Source organism: Nitrospirota bacterium, from assembly GCA_015233895.1.
Lineage (GTDB): Bacteria > Nitrospirota > Thermodesulfovibrionia > Thermodesulfovibrionales > Magnetobacteriaceae > Magnetomonas.
Window position 1 is genome coordinate 20,094 of record JADFXG010000009.1, and the last position, 18,366, is coordinate 38,459.

Genomic DNA, 18,366 nt, shown 5'->3' on the forward strand with positions numbered 1-18,366 from the left:
AGATAAAAGAATTTTTCAACCGGCGTTCCGCCGCTTAAAAAGTCTCAATTGCGAGCTCTGCCCGCAAAACAGACGAAAGGATTTAACGCCTCATCACTCAAAACATCCCATTCATCAAATTCTCTTCTGAGTGAAAAGTCAGCATCTCTTTGTGCGGCTATACTCTTTTTAAAAATATGAATAAGATTAAGAATGTTTTGCATCTGCTCATCAGGCAGATCTTGAAGCTCTTTAAGAATTTCCTCTGTAAACCTGACCTGTGTTTGCATTTGCCACCTCCAATTTGAATATCTTATTTTAGCTAATCTAAGAAATATTTATCCAGTTTTTTGAATTTTAAAACGACTGGATTCCCGCTCTACATGGAGTCACTGACCCTCGGCAGATAAAAACCTAACCTATTTTACCCTGTCGTTATATTCCCGTGTAAGCACCTGTGCAAGATTACTCTTAATAAGACCAATGGTTTTATCAAAATAGTGTAATGATGAATCCTCAAGAAGCATTATCACACCAACATCTGAGGCACTTATATAACCCTTTTCATAATGTTTAAATTTTAATAGTGGTGAACAATAACTAAGCATTGTTACACCAGCATCCGTGGCAGTTACATATTTTTTCCCATATTCTTTAAATTCGGAGGCATTTGTTCCTTTTATATTAATTTTGGTAATCGCCTCTATTTTGTCTTGCGTAAAATTATATTTTAGACCTATATCTGCCGGTAAGAAAAGCGTTCCTTCAAAAATATCATTGTAATCTTGCGCAAATTTTTCTCTTGTGTATTTCATTTCTTCACCAAATTCAGAAATAATACAAAGCTTAGGTTTTAATGTCTGAATAAGACTGCCCAAGCCAAGCCTTCCAAGATGGTTTTTATAAAAATGTTCAAACGGATCATTTTTTTTAATTGTACGCTTATGTTGTTTGATACTGCCTATATATGTATTTTCATAGCTTTCGATACCGCCCAAATGTGCGAGTAATATGACAGGAGTATTCTTGTAGTCTTCTGCCAGTTTTTTATATACATCCTCTATTTCAATATTCCAACCAGTGTCACCTGTGTAAACCAAAACTCTGTTATCAATCTCTATTACAAAACCAACCGAATGTCTGTCTGAGATTATGTCAGAATGTTTTGCCTTGATTACCTTTATTATTATATCACCTTTTGTCTTTGAGTTTTTTTCTTTTATCAAAAGCTTTTCATCATTTTCTTCAATTACATGAATGTCAAAATTCATCTTAGAACATAAGTCAAGCATACCTGAAAATTTTTTGTTTACGCTTTGAGAAATATAAAAATGGATTACCTTTTTTTTATCACTTTCTTTAAATTTTTTCTCGATTGCCTCTTTTGAGATTCTTTTATGTGTCACACCTTTAAGTTTTGCAAGTTTTCCTCTTATTGTGTCCGTTCTTATATAATCATTCAAACCTTTCACATCCTCGTTATAATTATGTAAAAGGTTAATTATTGATTCTAAATCAGACGTATGATCATTATGAGCGTGACTTATTAACACATAATCAATCTCAGAGAACTTGTGTTTTGCACCTTTAAAATTATCAATGAAATTAAACCCGGGGTCAATTACAATTCCTGTATTGTTTATTTTTAAAAAATACCCGCCGCCTTTGCTTACATGGTAATTATCGGCAATTATTGGTGTGTAGGAATTCCATCTGCGTAACACCTGCAAATAATTATTGTTCTCATCCTCAGGAGGGTCTTTAATAAATCTTAAAAATTCTTCTTTTTCTTTCAGTATGTCATCTTCGTAAGTTGAGGTCTTCTTTAAAACCTTTACTAAAACTGGGTCAGCTTTGTCAATTTCACTACATACCTCTATCAGACTTTCTATTTCTATCAACTGTTCATCTATCATTGAAACGTAGTCAAAATCTTTTTCCTTTATAAATAACTTTTTAGCTTTTTTAAAGTTATATATTGCTTTTGCATATTCTTTTGTTTCTTTAAACAATAAAGCGAGGTTAAACCATGGGTAAACAATATTCTCATCCAGTGTTATAGCCTTTTTGTAGCACTCTTCAGCTTCCACATAATTTCTTTTCTCCGTAAAAATATCTCCAAGATTACACCATGGGTACGCAAATTTATCATCAATTTCAATAGCTTTTTCGAAGCACTTTATAGCCTCCTCATAATTTTGTTGGTCATAGTAAAGCCTACAGAGATTATTCAATGCATTTGCATCTGTCTTATCTAACAGAATAGCTTTTTTGTAGTGCTCTTCAGCATCATCATATCTATTAATTTCGGTATAAAGAAAGCCAAGTCCAATCAATGGGTGAGTAAATGTGCCATCCAGTTCAAAAGCTTTTTCATAGTGTATTTCAGACATACCATATTCTCCTAATTCCCTATAAGCATACCCGAGTCCATGATTTGAAAATGAAAAATTGTTATCTATTTTTAATGATTCTTCAAAAGAATATATTGCCTCATAATAGGATCCTTGTAAAACAAATATCATTCCCTTAAAAAACAACGAATATTTTGCAAGGTTGTCATCATGAGCGTTTTCTACTTCATTAATTAATTCATTAAACAGATAAATTCTTTCATCTCTTTCTGATCTGAGTTTATATTCTTCTAAATACCGCTTTCGTATTTTTTCTTCAATGCTATTTTCAGCCATCATTGCTCCTTTTTAGTATTCTTTAGAAATAGTGTTTCTGATATTAAAAATGAATTTATTCCATATTATATGAACATTTTAGTAGAAATGCAATAATCTGTGAAAATTATTTATCATCATAATATACGAGCAAGCTGAGGCTTCTCTTTTTAAGGCGACGGGGGCTTATATTCTTTCTAATGTGTTTGCCATGAGATATTTGATATAATATATCAGTAAGTGGACACAGTGAACTAAAATTTTAATCAGAGATAATTATGATACATAAAATGACTATGATTTATTGGAAAACAGATAATTTATGGTTAGGTAAAATCTTAGAGTATCCGGATATAATGACACAAGGAGAGACTATAGATGAGTTAGAAGAAAATATGAAAGATGCATATCGCTTAATGGTACTGGAGGATATCCCTGCTGATTTCAAAATCATTGCTGTATGAAGAGAACGGAACTTATCCGTAAGCATCTTAGATGCAGGATGTATTTTTCTTAAACATGGCGCAAGACACGATTTATACATTAACCCTGCCACGGGGAGAAAACAGGCGATTCCAAGACATAATGAAATTGATGACATATTCAAAACATATCAAAAAGGTTTTGGGTATTTAAGTAACCAGCATGGGCACAAGAGGGTCCACTAAAGAGTTATTTTTTTTAAGGCGACATCGGCCTTTTTTTATTGAACAGAACCACGAAGAGCCAACGAAGCCTAAACTATAACAAGTTTATAAGACACAGCTTAAACAGCCAAAGATTGTATTTACTAATTTAGCAAAAAAATTTATACTAATAGATAAGTGTGGAAAGAGCCTGTTGCTTTTAAAATCATGATAGATGGAAATTTATTTCAAAACAAAGAAGATGGCAAAGATAATGAGTACAGAGAAGGAATTGAACAGAGCCTTCGGTAAGAATGCTAAGGAATTAAAGAGAAGGCTTGCAGTGCTTAGTGCTGCTCCAACGCTTGAGGATGTGCCTCATACTCCGCCACAGAGGAGACACGAGCTTGCGGGCGACAGAAAGTATCATTATGCAGTGGACTTAAACCATCCGTACAGACTTGTTTTTGAAATTCATAACAAACCGCCTTTAAGGGTTGACGGGAGTGTGGATTTAGGAAAGGTAACGGCAATAACGATTATAGGCGTGGAGGACTATCACTGATGGAATCTAAAGTCTATAAATATAACCCTGACTATGCGGTAAGCCCTGGAGAAATACTTGAGGAACATCTTGCCGTCAAAAAAATGAAGAAGAGTGATTTTGCCAAACAATGCAATCTGAATCCGATGACAATAAGCCGTATCATCTCCGGTAAATGCAAGATAACCCCTGAGATGGCTGATAAGTTTGAAAGGATATTAGAGGTGCCAGCCAGCGTGTGGAATAATCTGGAGTCATCCTATCGTCTCCATATTGCGCTATCCAACGCCCGCACACTAACGAATTTGCCTGATGTTCTGATACCTGTAACTGAAACCGAAGCTAAACGATAGTTTATAATTAGTTTATTTTATTTTTTGTTTATGATTGATTAAAAACATGGCAACGACGATTGAATTATATACTATGCTTAAAGATAAGCTTGGGGATGTTGAAAGCAGAGTTCTTGTTGAGACTATAGAGGACACCCGCGTCGGGTTAAAGACGAGTTACTGAAGGATTTTGCCACTCAGGCAGATAATATGAGGCTTGAGGGTAAAATTGTAAAGCTTGAGGAAAAGATGGAAGGACAATTTAAAAACATCCGTCTTGAAATAAAAATGGTTGCTCTCATTCTCGCTGTCCTCATAATTCTAATGAATCCCAAGGCATTAGATATTATTTCCAAACTTTTCGGCCTCGTTAAGTAAACTATTCTCAACACATTAGACTTAAACCATCCGCACAGACTTATTATAAAGCCTCTTTCAGTGCAGCCACAAGTGACATTAGATCATCTTTAGTGTGAAGCGCCGATACCGATATTCTTAACCGAGGAGTTTTAACAGTTTTGGGTCTGATTGCCGGAACTCTAAAACCCTTTTGTTGCAGAAACTCAGACACTTTTAGCGTCTCCTTTACCGAGCTCATATAAACCGGTACGATGGCTGTATCAGATGGATTAACTGCAATTCCGATGTCTTTTAGTGAGTTTTTCAATAGCTTTGTATTTTCCGTAAGCCGGTTTACGATTTCCGGATTTTTCATCACAAACTTAATAGCGGCAACTGAGGCGGCAGCAACATAAGAGGGTAGGGCGGTAGAGAATATAAACCCCCGTGCCGTGTTGATAAGATAGTCGGTTATGACCTTTGATGCCGCAATAAATCCGCCAAGTGAACCAAATGCCTTTGAGTATGTGCCCATCTGAATTATATGCGGTTCTGGTTTAATGCAAAAGTGATGTAGTGCGCCAACGCCATTTCCGATTACGCCGGTACCGTGGGCATCGTCAATGTATAGCAGGGCGTTATGGGCTTTACAGAGTTCATTTATGCTATCAATTGGTGCAATATCACCATCCATGCTAAAAACAGACTCGGTGACTACCATTTTATTTGGATTTGTGTCTGCCACCATCAACTCTGACAGGTGCTCGACATCATTATGCCGGTAAATGTATTTAGCGGCATTGCTAAGCCTCACGCCGTCAATAATGCTTGCGTGGTTTAGTTCGTCACTGAATATAGCAGTGTTAGTGTCGGCAAGGGCAGGAATTGCTGATACATTAGCTGAGTAGCCGGATGGGAAAGTCAGAGCAGATTCGGTTTGTTTAAATTGAGCCGTCAGGGTTTCCAACTCAGCGTGTATAAGTGTGCCTCCGTGAAGAAGTCTTGATGAGCCACCGCCTGTGCCAAATTTTTGCAGGTATTTTTTAGTGTGCTCGATAATTTCCGGATTATAAGACAAACCGAGGTAATCGTTAGAACTAAAATTTATAAGCGTCTTACCGTTTAAGGAAATAACTCTTCCTTGTGCGCTTTCTCTGTCTGTGATCGTTCTGTAAAGATTTTCGTTTTTAAGCTCTGCTAAACGCTGCACAAATCTCGTTAAGGGCATTTGATATGATTTTATCAAATCAGGGATGATTGATACAAGAAGCGTTGGCGAAGCACTTCATAAACAGCATTTGGAAAAACCAACGTAAATATGTTTAAATTAAGTGTATGGTCTATGAATATATAAACGATTATTTGTATTTTGTAATGAAACCTTATAGCGGCAGGGCTGAGGGAGCCTACCTATACTGCTCCGGCGTTAACGTGTCTCTATTTATGCCGATAACAAAAGGGAAGCATCGTTTTGGCCAAAATCCCGCAGTTAAGGGGCTTCAATCTCTAAATCTTAATGTAATGTCCTTTGCTATCTCAAAGGGGGCAAAGCCAGAGTCTGTCAAAGCAGGCGACTGTGCAAGTCTTACACCTGTCAGCACCGATTTGTGGAGCACAGAGGTCATTCTAATTGAAAATGCAATGGAGGCGTTTTTGAATGAGTTATTTGAATTTGCTGTTAAGGACTTTCTCAGATTATTTTTGCCGCTATGTTTTCCCAACATAAAGTTGCCGGAGGAATTTCTCCCTCCAGCTAAACTGCAAAGTTTTTTTGAATCTCTTAAGTAAACACTTTTTCCCAGTCAAACAGGTAAACAAACAGTCAGGTTTAACGGGTCGTAACCATTTGGCTAAACGCCGGTGTTGTTGTGTTTGTGGTGTATGCTAGTATGCTGACAGCACGGCTGCTTAACGGAGTTACCAGTATCTCTCCGGAGTTGACCGTTGCACCTGAGACAAACAGCGGATTACCGGTATAAGCGCTTTTATCCCCCTTATAACTTTGGTGCGATATGAAGTGGGTTATTACAGTTGTCAGACCGGAAGGGTATGTGGGATATGTACCGGCACTTGACGTCTTAAATACGGCATTACAGGACTTTCCATTAGTGACCGATGCCGTGTTGGCCTCAAAGCAGCCCTCATTGCCGGATGTGTCAGTTATGATCAGGTAGGGCTCTCCCAGGATGTATGAATCAAGATATGCCTGCATATCTGCCGCGGCACTTCGCGCTCCGTACTGAACTGTCCGAACTTTGGCCTTTTCCCTTTGTCCCAAAAAAGCCGGCACGGCTATCGCCGTTAAAATCCCTATAATTGCTATTACTATCAGAAGTTCTATCAATGTGAAACCATTGCCGGCTGATCTAAAACTAATCTCTTCAGCTCCTTTTGATTTATCACCCTTTGTATGAAACATTATCAATCCTCCCGTATGCGCTTATATAGTCGCCGGTCTCATCTAGCCAGTTTATCATTGTAACACATCTTTTTATAAGCATTATATATGCCAGTTAAGAAAAGTTAAAAATAATCACGTCTTAACTAAAATAAACAGTAATAAATATCGTCAAATAGTGTCAGTTAATGACATAATCTGTCATGGTTATACAAATTAGTACAAAATTCTGAATATGATAAAATTCTCCAATTTTTTCTTATATTTACAATTTTCTTAAAATTCTTGTACTATAAATCAAAGTCAGGGGCAGGGTTTGACTATCTTAGATGAGAGATGTCTTTAGCGGGGATATAAAATGGCTAAAACGCTGTATAGTTGTGAGCAAGCGACAGACAGTGTATTAAAAGACAAGCGGGTTGTCATTATAGATGATTTCAAGGAGTTCAGAGATAGTTTAAGAAGGACGTTGTTAGGTCTTGGCGCACGTTTGGTAGATACAGCCGAGGAGGCAAATGACGCAATAAGCAAAATTTCCCGCGTTCCCTATGACATAATCCTCTGCGACTATAACCTTGGAGAGGGCAAAAAGGACGGTCAACAGATATTTGAAGAGCTGTCATATAAAAAAAAGATAGGTTATTCCTCTATGTTTATAATGATAACGGCTGAAAACACCTTGAAGATGGTCATGGGTGTGATGGATTACCAACCGGACGGGTATTTGGTAAAGCCATTTACTACCTCAGACCTTGTACAGCGCATTAAAGCTGCAGACGAAAAAAAACAGTTGTTTTCTGACATTGACAGAGCCATGATGTATAAGGATTACTTAGGTGCATTAGCAGCATGTGATGAGTTAATGAATCACTATCCAAAGTATCTCATTGATATTTTAAAGGTCAAAGGTGATATCTTTATGTTAAGCAGTGATTATAAGAGCGCTGAAAATGTGTATTCAATGATTCTAAAGAAGTACAGACTGGTGTGGGCGGAGTTTAATATGGGTAGGGTTTATTTCTATACTAGAAGGTTTATGGATGCCCGCAATACCTTTAGAACATTAATTGATGAAAACGATATGTTTATACCTGCTTATGACTGGCTTGCACGAAGTTTAGAGGAGTTAGGAGACAAAAAGGGCGCTCAGGGTATTTTAGAAGAGGCCGTAAGCATATCACCGAGGGCGATATTCAGGCAGCGGGCGCTTGGCAACGTCTCCTTTAAGAATAAAGATTTTGATACGGCTGAGACATCTTTTAAACAAGCCGTTAAACTTGGGAAAACCTCAGTATTTAAGGAATCCACTGATTACACACAACTTGCCAAAGTGTTTATTAAGAAACATGATACCACTCATGCACTTTCTTTGATAGAGGAGGTCAGGGCTGACTTTTCTGACAGTGACGACGTTTTGCTTCAGGCAACACTCATCGAGGGCCACATATACGCTGAAACCGACCGGCATGAGAAAGCTATAGAGTCTTTAAACGAGGCTGAAAGAATCATGAAAAAACTCGAAGGCAAAGTGTCTCCTGAACTGGCCATTGACCTGTCGGAGACGTATATTAAATTTGGTGAAAAAGAAAAAGGCATGGAATTATTAAAATACGTCGTTATGAACAACCACTCTGACAATAGCGTAATAAACAGAGTTCAGGATACATTCCGTGGTTTGGGTATGGGCGATGAGGGAATAGATTTTGTGGCGCAGACTAAAGCGGAGATTATCGGAGTTAATAATAAGGGAGTTGATTTAATTAATAAAGGAATGCTGCCAGAGGCGATAGCTTTATTTGAAAAAGCAGCTGACGGACTGCCATCAAACTTCATTATTAACCTAAATGCTCTTAGGGCAATAGTTGGATACCTGCTTAAAAACGGACGCGATGACCGTTACCTGTACAAATGTGAAAAATACATCGAGCGGATAAATGATATTGATCCTAACAACATGAAATTCCTGCAGCTTGTTGACAAATATAACTCTATCAAGTGTCATGAAAGCAGCGCCCCTGAGGGGTATGCTTAACCTGTCATATGTCTTTATCACCTGTTATCGTGGCTATCCTTTAATATTTTATAAACATATGAAAGACTATATCCGGTTTTACGGCAAAGGTCTCTGTGGTTTACTCCTGTAAAGTTATTTTGAATAAATTTACGTTTGGCATTTTTGATTATCTGATCTTTGCCAGGAATATAAATCAACTGTTTGGAAAAATGATCCAAAATTAAGAGCATATTTTCCATACCGATAAGCTCTGCTATTTCTCGCAGATTTTCAGGCAAATTCTCAATTTGTATAGAATTTACCCAGTCTGACTCACAGTTACTCATGTATTTAACAACTCAGCCGCTCTGTAATTACTGCACCAAAAACAGTTACCCGCATTTCTGTCCTGACGCACTATACAGGCTGATATGTCAACGTGGTCATGGTGTATTATGCAAAACATGTTTATTGCTCTAAGAGGCTGACCCCTAAGCCTGAAATTATCATTACTGAAATCATCTTTAACGGTGTTCTCTTTATAGGATTGCAGACGTCTTATCCCGTTTTTATTAACTTTACCAGAATTCCTCATTTTTTCAACTTTCTCCTTCTCTTATAAGCTCCCATAACCACGCACTCGCGGCATACACCATCCTGAGCACATTGACTCCATGACGGACACCTCAGCGCTGTACACAAAAACTTTTTTTTATCCGATGTGAACTCCTCGCTGCAAGAGACATAAATGTCTCTTGCGGATATTTCGCTGCATGTCACTTCATCATCTGATAACATACAATTAGCACACGTCATTAAGGCCACCTTCCCAATTCGCACTCCCTCCCTCTCTATAAAACTCCCCGGCACGTGAAGGGCCGCCTCCGTAAGTATCATCTTTAACTGAATCTCTGTCATCAGTGCCCTCCGCCTCCCTACTGTGTGCTCTGTTGCCTGCACTGGCCTTTACAATCATTGAGCCCTGTGCGTTTAACTTTGTGCTTGTCCTCAAGCCGCTTAAGAAGTGCTGCAATTTCGTCCTTATTTTTTTGTATGATGGGTATTATCAGACCGTCACATATAATGGCTCCGTCATCTGAAATTTTGGCATAACTTGTAGAAATCTCACGCCCAAGATACTTGATTTTAGAATAATCCACTCCTGTAAAATTAGCAAAATCAACTAAAAACTCGGCATTAAAAGGCTTAAGGTCGGCAAGCTGACCATCTATCCGCTTTCTGTCCTGACCTACATATGAACAGAAGTCCGACCATGTTATCCCAAGTTTCTTGTAATTACCGGAGTCTTTTACCGTTTTAAGAAATATAAGTTTAAGAAACCTGCCCTGTGATTCACTGTAAACTGCTGCTTTTATCTTGCCGGCAGTCTCAAATATTTCAGCTTTGATGTGAGCCATCTCATCACTTTCCACTTCAGTTTTACAATCTACACCCCGTTTCGTTAATCTTTTTAACTTAAGCTTAGACATAAAAACTCCTCCCTGTTTTTATTACTTTCATTCTGTGTGCTCTTTACATATAAGCGTTTTTCAAACATTAAATTCCTCCTTTTCTGTATTTAACGTGTTTTTTAAAAAAAGTGTTGTAATTTGTGATAAAACTCCATTGACACCTCCTGTAAAATATTTTAAAATCTAAACATACTTGTAACATAATACTGGTGGGGCAGCCGTGCTTTTGCTATATAGTTAGTAAATCGTATATTATATATAACAAAACGAGGGGTGTGGCCGTTTATGCTTAAGACAAAAAATAACTGTGGAGATGTCTCCATGTGGCCGGTAGCAAAATACATAATAAACACGGAAAAATTATAATCGCAATTGCGATTAATTGTCAAGCAATATGCTCGCTATAGAGAACACAAGTATAGGCAGCCGGATAAAAAAAATCCGGACTGGGGAAAATCTGACTCAAAGATTGTTTGCCAAAGAACTGGAAACATCTGCCGGATATATAAGTGAGTTAGAATCCGGTAAAAAGCTGCCCGGCACTGACATAATGTTGTCGCTGATGCGGCGGTTTAACATAAATATAAATTGGCTGTTAAGCGGCCTTGGTGATACATTTAACGAAAGGCATGTCCATTACAAGGTTCAGACGAGGGGGTTGCAGGAGAACTTACCTCGTGAGGGATTAAAACTTTGGCTCGATGAGTATTGGTCCTCGGCAAAGGAGGATGAGAGAACATGGCTTTTGGTGCAGTTTAAAAAGAGTTTTCCTGATTATGCACATTGGATAGAAAAAAACGGTGGCTTGTTAAGTGAACTTGCGTTACATGATATGGGGTGTTGCATAAGGCAAAACCAGGAGGAGTACGCCGTGCCAACTTTTTCAGTAAATCAAAACCAGGAGAAATACGGTAAAAAAGATCCTAAGTGACTTAGAATGGGAGGTAAAACAACATGGAGCACTATGTGGTGCTTATAACCACACCGGATGCAGACACTGCAAACGTCATATCAGAGGCTCTTATCTCTGAAAACCTTGCTAAATGTGCAAATATCATAAAAGAGGTTAACTCTGTTTTTCACTGGGATGGTAAAATTAATCATGAAAACGAGTGTCTGATGATTATAAAAACCAAAAAGAAAAACTTCAAAACCCTTATGGAAAAAGTAAAAACCCTGCATCCTTACACTGTGCCGGAGATTATCGCCCTGCCAATTGTTGAGGGGTCTGAGGATTATCTTAACTGGCTTGGTTCTTAAAGGTTTTTTCCGCAGATTGCGCAGATTTTAACAGATTTGATTGTCTCTTCATCTGCGTACATCTGTGTCATCTGCGGATTAATCTTTTTAAGAGTTTATTACTTAGAATACATAAGCGGTTTGTCAGTAGCAAAAATAATGGGGATACTAAATGACAATAATATAGTATAATAACGTTATCTTAAGGTAGGGTAATTTTGTTTTTGTGTAGATAATGAAGGAAAGTGAAAATGAGTGAAAATTGCCGCAAATGCTTTAGTGTGATGCTTGTTGATGATGACGAGGACGATTATCTGCTTTTTCGTGATGCGTTAAAAAAAATAGATATACCAGCCGAGGTCATATGGGTTTCAGACTCTGAGGAGCTGTCCCGGTATCTTTTACCCAAAACTTTACCAGACTTGATATTCTTAGATTTGAATATGCCCAGAAAGGATGGATTTGAAGTACTTGAGGATATGAAAAAAGACAATCAGCTCTGTCGGATTCCCATAATTGTTCTCACTACATCAAATGCTGCCGAGGATGTCGAAAGGTGTTACCTTTTGGGGGTCAACTCTTATATAAAAAAACCAAATGTTTTTTCACAATTACATAGCACACTCCAGGTAACTTTCAGTTACTGGTTTGAAACTGTACTACTGCCTAAGAGAGGCCACATATGACTGAGGGATTAAAAATATTATTAGTTGATGACGACGAGGAAGATGCCCTTATCGCGAGGGATTTGATAAGAAAGGGGTTTTCAAAGCGGCCTCCTAAAATAGATGAAGCACACTCGGTAGAGGACGGGCAGCAGTTGATAATAGACAACTCCTATGATGTGATAATTGTTGACTATATGATTGGCAGCCGTGATGGCATAGAGTTAGTGGATTGGTTAACTGCACAGGGCATAACTGTACCGGTTATAATGTTAACAGGCCAGGGCGGCGAAACGATAGCTGTGCATGCCATGAAAAAGGGGATCAGAGATTATCTCAATAAGTGGAAACTTTCTCAGGAACTCCTCTGCCGTTCAATCACTAATGCAGTAAAGTTAGGGGAACTGGAACAAAATAAGGCAGTAGCAGAAAGGGCACTGATGAATTCAGAATTGAAGTTCAGGGAACTTGTTACCTTTATGCCTGCCATAGTGTGTGAACTTAATTTAGACGGGACAATTGAACTTATAAACGTTGCAGTCACCACGATTTTAGGATACGATGTCAAAGAACTCACTGGTGTAAACTGGGCTGAGTGGTTTATCACAGAGGATGATGGCGGTGGTGGCTTACTTGAGAAAAAGGAGCAATTTTTAAAAGCATGTAAATCCTCCAAAGGCGTTTTTTCTTTTGAGCTTATGGCTAAATCAAAACAGGGCACTAAAAAATACATTAACTGGAATATCACATCAATTGGTGAAAACAACAGAGATAAGGTTGCCACACCCTCTCAAAAACGGCTTATATGTATAGGCACAGATGTGACAGAGGTCGTTATGCTTAGAGAGAGGCTTCAAACCCTTTCCATACTGGATGAACTGACGGGTCTTTACAACCGCCGTGGATTTTACACACTTGCCGAAAAACAAATAAAAATAGCAAAACGCTATGCCAGACAAATGACTCTTGTGTTTCTCGATCTGGACGGATTAAAGCAAATCAACGACACACTGGGTCATGAGGCAGGAGATATTGCAATAGTGGGAGCATCCTTCGTGTTAAAAGAAGCATTCCGTGAGTCAGACATCATAGCAAGAATTGGCGGGGATGAGTTCATAGTGCTGGTGACGGACTCTGACTCATTAGACGTTGATACCATAAGAACAAGGATCAGAGAAGGTGCTGATACCTATAACAACACAGAAAACCAGCCATTTAAGCTTTCCATAAGCGACGGAGTTGTGCCATACGACCCTGAGTCAGACATTTCAATTGATGAGCTGACAAAACAAGCTGACGCACTTATGTATGAAAATAAGATGCGGAAAAAGGGTAAGAAATAACTGTGGCTTTACACTGTATTTAACAACAATAATTCTGAAAAAAATGTTAACATACATACACGTAGGCGTTACTATTGAAAATTGGTATACCAAAGAGGCCATGATAGCGTGATATTTGAAAAACCCATTGTAAGTGTCGTAATGGTATCGTATAACCGTAAGGAGGATGTCTGGGAGGGGCTTGTCAGGCTTTTAAATCAAAAATATACCGCTTTGGAAATCATCGTTGTGGAAAACGGCTCCGACGACGGTACGGCAGAGATGGTTAGAAGAGAGTTTCACACAGTGCGGCTTATCAGCCTGCACGAAAACACCGGAGTTTCCGCCTATAATGTGGGATTTAAATCAGCCTGCGGCAAGTATATACTGATTCTTGACGATGACAGTTTTCCCGAGGACGGGGCAATAGAGAAAATGGTCGGAAAGTTTGAACATGACCCCCTGCTTGGCATTGCTGCCTTTGACGTCAGGGATTATTATAATTACAGAGAGACTACAGGGGACACAAGCCTCAAACCCCGGCAGGAGGCCGTTTCGGCTGAAAATTATATGATGTCTTTTAACGGGGCAGGAGCAGGCATCAGAAAGGAAATAATAGACATCACTGGAGGTTATCCTGATGAGTTTTTCCTCTACTTTAATGAAACCGATCTTGCCCTCAGAGTGCTTAATCTTGGATTTAAAATCGAGTTTTTCCCTGACCTTGTCTCCTACCACAAGAACTCGCCGTCAAACAGAGACTCCACCAGGGCGCCGTTTTATTATACAAGAAATCTGTTTTGGGTGTTTTGGAAAAATTACCCCCAGTCTCTTATGTGGGCAAATACTTTTAAGCTGATATACCACTGCCTGTACTACTCGATGGAACAAAGGACAGGGGTTTATTTAAAGTCGCTTGCAGATGCGGTGGGAGGCCTTGGGCACATACTAAAAAAACGTGCGCCTGTAAAAAAAGAGGTTGCAAAAAACATGCGCATACATATAACCTCGCCATTTACAATGTACAGGTAGAGAGAGAAATTACACATTGAAAGCGGAAAACAGCAGACGGGTATTAATAATCAGATCCTCTGGGTTTCAACACATAGATAAAGTTATAGTCATGGTCAGGCAAAAATTCAAAAGCGCTGAAATCAGCATTCTGACACACGTGCACGGTAAGGAATTAGCAGCAAAGTACGGAGACGTCAACGTGTTGGTGTATCCATATAAGGGGAATTTTTCTGTTATGCGGCCGTTTAAAACTGTCAATTATGACGCTGTGGTAGTGCCGACAGGGAATGTTACCGGTTCCGGGTTTCTGAATGTTTTTATGTTTGCTCTGACTATCAAAGCTAAGGAGCGCTACATTTGCAACATTAAGACTGATTTCAAATCGCTGACGACATGGAGTGTATTTCGGACAGCCATAAAAGGCGGAGTAATAAGCACAGCCTCTATGTTTTTGGCAATTCCTGCCGCAATTGTCGTCTTTATCATCTGGCACATACTGGGCATTCGGGTTATCAAAAAAGATAAGGGAAAACGTAAATACGGATGAAATGATAACCTCAAAAACTACAGTTTTCCGGGCTGACTCCTCCAAAGAAACCGGAACAGGACATGTGATGAGGTGTCTTGCTCTTGCCGAGGCGCTTGCAGACAAAGACTTTGATATTGTTTTTATAACCTATTGCCAATCCGATGCCTTAATCGAAAGATTAGAAGGTGAGGGATTTAGAGTTTACCGCCTTAAAAATTACTACCCTTCCACTGACAGCATTGATGAATCTATCGGATATTTAAAACAATTTAAAGACTGCTGGGTGGTGTGTGACGGAGTGTTATTTGACAATAAATACTATGAAATAATAAAAAGCCTTGGGTTTAAACTCCTTGTGACAGATGATATGGCACATGAGCCGTTTTACAGTGCTGATATAGTGTTAAACCAAAATCTTCATGGATTAGATTTAAAATACAACTGTGCCCCCGGCACAAGGCTACTGCTGGGAAACGAGTTTGTTATATTAAGGCGGGAATTTTTAAAATTTATCGGGATTAAAAAGCAATTTAACAGCGGTCTGACCCGGATTTTAATAACTCTCGGTGGCATGGACTCAAATAACTACACTGAGAAAATACTGCTTATGATAAAAGACATGCTTTGCGCTAATCAGGTAAAAGAGTTGCTTGAGCTTACCGTAGTAACAGGTGGCGGCAATAAAAATGCCGACAGAATAAGAGCAATTGAGATGCCTGTACAGACAATATGTCTGCATAATGTTACCAACATGCCGGAACTGATGTACACTCATGACATAGCAATAACAAGCGGGGGAACAACGGTGTGGGAACTGGCCTTTATGGGTGTCCCCTCAATTGTCGGACGTACCGCTCCGATAGAGGATTATTTGGTAAATGGTTTGCGTAAATTTGGCCTCTTTGCAGACGCAGGGTGGTTTGAAACCCTTACGAGGGAGGATTTAATCGAAGTTCTCTTACCGCTGATACATGATAAAGAGTTACAAGAGCAGATGAGTGTGAAAGCACAGAGCTTGATTGACGGCAGGGCGCTAAATAAGTTAGTTCATTATCTGTCTTTATGATTACAGGGATTACTGGTGCTTTATTTATTTTCTGTTGTTATTACTTGTTTTTCACAAGCAGGGTAAGATCTTCAATCAGTGATAAAATAGTTTACTCCGGTGTGCTTTTTGCCTCACAGGTTATTCTCTCTGAGCTTGTGCTGGGGCTTATCAATATCCTTTATGCTTCAACCTTAATTGTTTTTAATGTGTTAATTTCAGCGGTTGTTTTATCGTTTAAGGGGAAAGATTTAGCAAGAAATTTGAAAAATGAAATTTTAAGTTTGAAATTTTTTTTAAAAGAGTTTATATGTATAGAGAATCTGTCGCTGTTTATTTTATTTGTAATTGCTGCTGTGTGGATACTTTTTGGAATATATTTTTTGCCTCCCCGGGGAATTGATGATCTGTGTTATCATTTGCCCCCTGTTTTTGAATTTATCCAGAAACACAAAGTTTTCCTGCTTCCGGTTACGCTAAACACGTCTTTTGCTAACCCGATAAGCGCCGAGCTGCTGTTTTTATGGCCTGTGATTTTTATGAAAAGTGTTATTTATGTGGATTCTGTCCAATTTTTTGCTGCTGTTTACGGCGTCTTTGTTACTTATTCTCTGGCAAGAAGTCTAAATCTAAACATCAGAAATTCTGTCTTTTGTGCACTGTTGTTTTTTTTCGTTCCGGTTACTATGGCTCAGATGGGATGTAATTACATAGATGTTATCACAAGTGTGTTTTTTCTTTCAGCGGTCGTAATTTCTGTTAAATATAATTCAGAGCAAAGTGCAGCTCAGGCATTTCTTTTGGGAGCGGCTATTGGTCTTATAACCTCTATGAAGTATCACATGATTGCTGTAGCTTTAGGGCTTCAGTTTGTGGTTTTACCTAAAATGAGAAAAAGACATCTGCTTCTTTACATAGCGCCAGTACTTGCTTTAACGGCATACTGGTACGTAAGAAATTTTGTAGTGTTTGGCAATCCCATTTATCCGCTTAGTATATTTAAAAAAAATATTGGACTATTTGCTACAGAAATATCATCCAAACTCGGATTTTTTGAACAACTAAAGGCGAAAATTTACTTTCTTATAATATCCGATATCGGAATAGGCACTTTTCATGGCGGGTATGGGATCACCTTCTGGGGACTTGCCTTTCCCTCGTGGATTTATTGTTTATACAAATCGGTTTTAAAAAAAGAGCGCCATTTGTATGTTTATCTTCAGGTGTTTATAGGATTGCTTTTGATACTTGCTGTATCTTATGATGATTTTAACATAGCTCCGAGATTCGTAATTTTTATAACTGCTATATGTTTTATATCTTTTGGAAAAGTGCTTGAGGTTGTGGGCGAAAATAAAATCTATCCGGTTGTCCTGAAAACCCTCGCAATAATTTCATCCCTGTTGTCAGTTTTTCTGTTTTCAGTGGTAAAATTTCCAACCTACAATATTATTAAACCAATCAGTGATCTTATAGATAACACAACAACCTCTGAGGTCAGATACTACAGTCTTGCCTACTGGGAACTGCCAGGCATGTCGCCTGCTTTTGAAGCACTGGACTATTTAACCGAAGGAGACACGGATGGACTAAGTGTTTACGCTGCTATGGCACCAGATGTTTTTTGGATGTCTCCCCTATATGGAACACATCTGCAAAACAGTATCTGGAATCTAAACCGGGAGTCGTCCTCAAAACATGCACCGGATGCTTTCTTCTACTATTTTGGAAAAAACGGTGAGATAGTATATCTTAAGGAAAAAATATCGTTTTATGATATTGCGTCAAATCCTCAGTACCAATTGATAAATCAAACGCTTCACGGAATTTTATTTATAAAAACGGATTTTTTCAAATCAGCTGTAAAAAGAGAAAAACTCATGCTGTATTATAAAAACTCTTATAAGGCATCCCTGAAAGAAGCTGAAAAAATAATGGGGGTTTTCCATAAAGACATACCGATTGTGGTAATCCCGCATTTTGGCTATGGATTAAAATATTTTGAGCTAAATGGGAATTTAAAAAACAGTGTAAATTTGGTTTCTATGGGATTTGAAGATGCGTATGTTAAAAATTTCAAATGGAACAGGGTTTATACGTTTATCAATAAATTAAGCGGTTACAAAGCAGATAAGATCTTAGAAATCCCAACCGGTGATGGTATAGTAAACGTATATTTAAATGAAAAACTAAGGTGAAC

At 38.4% G+C, this 18,366-nt stretch carries 21 protein-coding genes and 1 pseudogene; 14 read left to right on the forward strand and 8 right to left on the reverse strand.

What is annotated here, in order from left to right; genetic code table 11:
* Window positions 1–44: 44 nt before the first annotated feature.
* Complete coding sequence (locus HQK88_08105; GenBank protein ID MBF0616764.1) at window positions 45–269, reverse strand: hypothetical protein; 225 nt, start codon at window positions 267–269, stop codon at window positions 45–47.
* A gap of 129 nt (window positions 270–398) precedes the next feature.
* Window positions 399–2,672, reverse strand: a complete 2,274-nt coding sequence (locus HQK88_08110; protein ID MBF0616765.1) for a tetratricopeptide repeat protein — start codon at window positions 2,670–2,672, stop codon at window positions 399–401.
* 254 nt (window positions 2,673–2,926) lie between these two features.
* On the opposite strand from HQK88_08110, the gene HQK88_08115 reads away from it, so the two are divergent.
* The 4 genes from HQK88_08115 to HQK88_08130 all read left to right on the forward strand — a co-directional run bounded on the left by HQK88_08115 (window position 2,927) and on the right by HQK88_08130 (window position 4,528).
* On the forward strand, window positions 2,927–3,112 hold the full coding sequence (locus HQK88_08115; protein ID MBF0616766.1) for a type II toxin-antitoxin system HicB family antitoxin: 186 nt from the start codon (window positions 2,927–2,929) through the stop codon (window positions 3,110–3,112).
* A 436-nt stretch (window positions 3,113–3,548) separates the two neighbouring features.
* Window positions 3,549–3,839: a type II toxin-antitoxin system RelE/ParE family toxin gene (locus HQK88_08120; protein MBF0616767.1), complete on the forward strand. Its 291-nt coding sequence runs from the start codon at window positions 3,549–3,551 to the stop codon at window positions 3,837–3,839.
* Complete coding sequence (locus HQK88_08125) at window positions 3,839–4,171, forward strand: HigA family addiction module antidote protein (GenBank protein ID MBF0616768.1); 333 nt, start codon at window positions 3,839–3,841, stop codon at window positions 4,169–4,171. The genes HQK88_08120 and HQK88_08125 overlap by 1 nt, the downstream gene beginning before the upstream one ends.
* Before the next feature lie 189 nt (window positions 4,172–4,360).
* Window positions 4,361–4,528, forward strand: a complete 168-nt coding sequence (locus HQK88_08130) for a hypothetical protein (GenBank protein MBF0616769.1) — start codon at window positions 4,361–4,363, stop codon at window positions 4,526–4,528.
* Window positions 4,529–4,571: 43 nt separating this feature from the next.
* Here the strand turns inward: HQK88_08130 and bioF are convergent, their stop codons facing one another.
* Window positions 4,572–5,717 carry an 8-amino-7-oxononanoate synthase gene (gene bioF, locus HQK88_08135; GenBank protein ID MBF0616770.1) on the reverse strand — a complete coding sequence of 382 codons (1,146 nt, stop codon included), beginning with the start codon at window positions 5,715–5,717 and terminating at the stop codon, window positions 4,572–4,574.
* Between the two features lie 107 nt (window positions 5,718–5,824).
* On the opposite strand from bioF, the gene HQK88_08140 reads away from it, so the two are divergent.
* Entirely contained in the window at window positions 5,825–6,277 is a 453-nt protein-coding gene (locus HQK88_08140) for a hypothetical protein (protein ID MBF0616771.1), read from the forward strand.
* A gap of 490 nt (window positions 6,278–6,767) precedes the next feature.
* On the opposite strand, the pseudogene HQK88_08145 reads toward HQK88_08140, so the two are convergent.
* A pseudogene (locus tag HQK88_08145) lies at window positions 6,768–6,908 on the reverse strand (prepilin-type N-terminal cleavage/methylation domain-containing protein).
* A gap of 337 nt (window positions 6,909–7,245) precedes the next feature.
* Between HQK88_08145 and HQK88_08150 the strand changes: the two are divergent.
* The gene (locus HQK88_08150; GenBank protein ID MBF0616772.1) at window positions 7,246–8,919 is read left to right on the forward strand and encodes a response regulator; all 1,674 of its coding nucleotides are present in this window, start codon (window positions 7,246–7,248) and stop codon (window positions 8,917–8,919) included.
* 17 nt (window positions 8,920–8,936) lie between these two features.
* Here the strand turns inward: HQK88_08150 and HQK88_08155 are convergent, their stop codons facing one another.
* From HQK88_08155 to HQK88_08170, 4 genes are read right to left on the reverse strand one after another with little or no spacing between them, the layout of a single operon-like run.
* Window positions 8,937–9,227: a hypothetical protein gene (locus HQK88_08155; GenBank protein MBF0616773.1), complete on the reverse strand. Its 291-nt coding sequence runs from the start codon at window positions 9,225–9,227 to the stop codon at window positions 8,937–8,939.
* Window positions 9,224–9,475: a hypothetical protein gene (locus tag HQK88_08160; GenBank protein ID MBF0616774.1), complete on the reverse strand. Its 252-nt coding sequence runs from the start codon at window positions 9,473–9,475 to the stop codon at window positions 9,224–9,226. Before HQK88_08160 ends, HQK88_08155 begins: the two co-directional genes overlap by 4 nt.
* The gene (locus tag HQK88_08165) at window positions 9,472–9,798 is read right to left on the reverse strand and encodes a hypothetical protein (GenBank protein MBF0616775.1); all 327 of its coding nucleotides are present in this window, start codon (window positions 9,796–9,798) and stop codon (window positions 9,472–9,474) included. The genes HQK88_08160 and HQK88_08165 overlap by 4 nt, the downstream gene beginning before the upstream one ends.
* A 17-nt stretch (window positions 9,799–9,815) precedes the next feature.
* Window positions 9,816–10,370, reverse strand: coding sequence for a hypothetical protein (locus HQK88_08170; GenBank protein ID MBF0616776.1), 555 nt, complete (start codon window positions 10,368–10,370; stop codon window positions 9,816–9,818).
* A 376-nt stretch (window positions 10,371–10,746) separates the two neighbouring features.
* On the opposite strand from HQK88_08170, the gene HQK88_08175 reads away from it, so the two are divergent.
* The 8 genes from HQK88_08175 (at window position 10,747) to HQK88_08210 (ending at window position 18,364) form a co-directional block, all read left to right on the forward strand.
* Window positions 10,747–11,283 carry a helix-turn-helix transcriptional regulator gene (locus HQK88_08175; GenBank protein ID MBF0616777.1) on the forward strand — a complete coding sequence of 179 codons (537 nt, stop codon included), beginning with the start codon at window positions 10,747–10,749 and terminating at the stop codon, window positions 11,281–11,283.
* Window positions 11,284–11,306: 23 nt separating this feature from the next.
* Complete coding sequence (locus HQK88_08180; GenBank protein MBF0616778.1) at window positions 11,307–11,612, forward strand: divalent-cation tolerance protein CutA; 306 nt, start codon at window positions 11,307–11,309, stop codon at window positions 11,610–11,612.
* 230 nt (window positions 11,613–11,842) lie between these two features.
* Window positions 11,843–12,277: a response regulator gene (locus tag HQK88_08185; protein ID MBF0616779.1), complete on the forward strand. Its 435-nt coding sequence runs from the start codon at window positions 11,843–11,845 to the stop codon at window positions 12,275–12,277.
* Complete coding sequence (locus HQK88_08190; GenBank protein MBF0616780.1) at window positions 12,274–13,599, forward strand: diguanylate cyclase; 1,326 nt, start codon at window positions 12,274–12,276, stop codon at window positions 13,597–13,599. Before HQK88_08185 ends, HQK88_08190 begins: the two co-directional genes overlap by 4 nt.
* Before the next feature lie 141 nt (window positions 13,600–13,740).
* Complete coding sequence (locus tag HQK88_08195) at window positions 13,741–14,610, forward strand: glycosyltransferase family 2 protein (GenBank protein ID MBF0616781.1); 870 nt, start codon at window positions 13,741–13,743, stop codon at window positions 14,608–14,610.
* 16 nt (window positions 14,611–14,626) lie between these two features.
* Window positions 14,627–15,139 carry a hypothetical protein gene (locus HQK88_08200; protein MBF0616782.1) on the forward strand — a complete coding sequence of 171 codons (513 nt, stop codon included), beginning with the start codon at window positions 14,627–14,629 and terminating at the stop codon, window positions 15,137–15,139.
* A 1-nt stretch (window position 15,140) separates the two neighbouring features.
* The gene (pseG, locus tag HQK88_08205) at window positions 15,141–16,187 is read left to right on the forward strand and encodes a UDP-2,4-diacetamido-2,4,6-trideoxy-beta-L-altropyranose hydrolase (GenBank protein MBF0616783.1); all 1,047 of its coding nucleotides are present in this window, start codon (window positions 15,141–15,143) and stop codon (window positions 16,185–16,187) included.
* Window positions 16,184–18,364: a hypothetical protein gene (locus tag HQK88_08210; GenBank protein ID MBF0616784.1), complete on the forward strand. Its 2,181-nt coding sequence runs from the start codon at window positions 16,184–16,186 to the stop codon at window positions 18,362–18,364. The genes pseG and HQK88_08210 overlap by 4 nt, the downstream gene beginning before the upstream one ends.
* Window positions 18,365–18,366: the final 2 nt, after the last annotated feature.

Excerpts from the sequence above, each read along its gene's own strand:
- HQK88_08140 (MBF0616771.1), top strand. The coding sequence starts at position 5,825 with ATGGTCTATGAATATATAAACGATTATTTGTATTTTGTAATGAAACCT.
- pseG (MBF0616783.1), top strand. The coding sequence starts at position 15,141 with ATGATAACCTCAAAAACTACAGTTTTCCGGGCTGACTCCTCCAAAGAA.
- HQK88_08195 (MBF0616781.1), top strand. The coding sequence starts at position 13,741 with ATGGTATCGTATAACCGTAAGGAGGATGTCTGGGAGGGGCTTGTCAGG.
- bioF (MBF0616770.1), bottom strand. The coding sequence starts at position 5,717 with ATGCCCTTAACGAGATTTGTGCAGCGTTTAGCAGAGCTTAAAAACGAA.
- HQK88_08185 (MBF0616779.1), top strand. The coding sequence starts at position 11,843 with ATGAGTGAAAATTGCCGCAAATGCTTTAGTGTGATGCTTGTTGATGAT.
- HQK88_08160 (MBF0616774.1), bottom strand. The coding sequence starts at position 9,475 with ATGAGGAATTCTGGTAAAGTTAATAAAAACGGGATAAGACGTCTGCAA.
- HQK88_08130 (MBF0616769.1), top strand. The coding sequence starts at position 4,361 with ATGAGGCTTGAGGGTAAAATTGTAAAGCTTGAGGAAAAGATGGAAGGA.
- HQK88_08165 (MBF0616775.1), bottom strand. The coding sequence starts at position 9,798 with ATGACAGAGATTCAGTTAAAGATGATACTTACGGAGGCGGCCCTTCAC.
- HQK88_08210 (MBF0616784.1), top strand. The coding sequence starts at position 16,184 with ATGATTACAGGGATTACTGGTGCTTTATTTATTTTCTGTTGTTATTAC.
- HQK88_08125 (MBF0616768.1), top strand. The coding sequence starts at position 3,839 with ATGGAATCTAAAGTCTATAAATATAACCCTGACTATGCGGTAAGCCCT.
- HQK88_08150 (MBF0616772.1), top strand. The coding sequence starts at position 7,246 with ATGGCTAAAACGCTGTATAGTTGTGAGCAAGCGACAGACAGTGTATTA.
- HQK88_08155 (MBF0616773.1), bottom strand. The coding sequence starts at position 9,227 with ATGAGTAACTGTGAGTCAGACTGGGTAAATTCTATACAAATTGAGAAT.
- HQK88_08190 (MBF0616780.1), top strand. The coding sequence starts at position 12,274 with ATGACTGAGGGATTAAAAATATTATTAGTTGATGACGACGAGGAAGAT.
- HQK88_08180 (MBF0616778.1), top strand. The coding sequence starts at position 11,307 with ATGGAGCACTATGTGGTGCTTATAACCACACCGGATGCAGACACTGCA.
- HQK88_08110 (MBF0616765.1), bottom strand. The coding sequence starts at position 2,672 with ATGATGGCTGAAAATAGCATTGAAGAAAAAATACGAAAGCGGTATTTA.
- HQK88_08175 (MBF0616777.1), top strand. The coding sequence starts at position 10,747 with ATGCTCGCTATAGAGAACACAAGTATAGGCAGCCGGATAAAAAAAATC.
- HQK88_08170 (MBF0616776.1), bottom strand. The coding sequence starts at position 10,370 with ATGTCTAAGCTTAAGTTAAAAAGATTAACGAAACGGGGTGTAGATTGT.
- HQK88_08105 (MBF0616764.1), bottom strand. The coding sequence starts at position 269 with ATGCAAACACAGGTCAGGTTTACAGAGGAAATTCTTAAAGAGCTTCAA.
- HQK88_08115 (MBF0616766.1), top strand. The coding sequence starts at position 2,927 with ATGATACATAAAATGACTATGATTTATTGGAAAACAGATAATTTATGG.
- HQK88_08120 (MBF0616767.1), top strand. The coding sequence starts at position 3,549 with ATGAGTACAGAGAAGGAATTGAACAGAGCCTTCGGTAAGAATGCTAAG.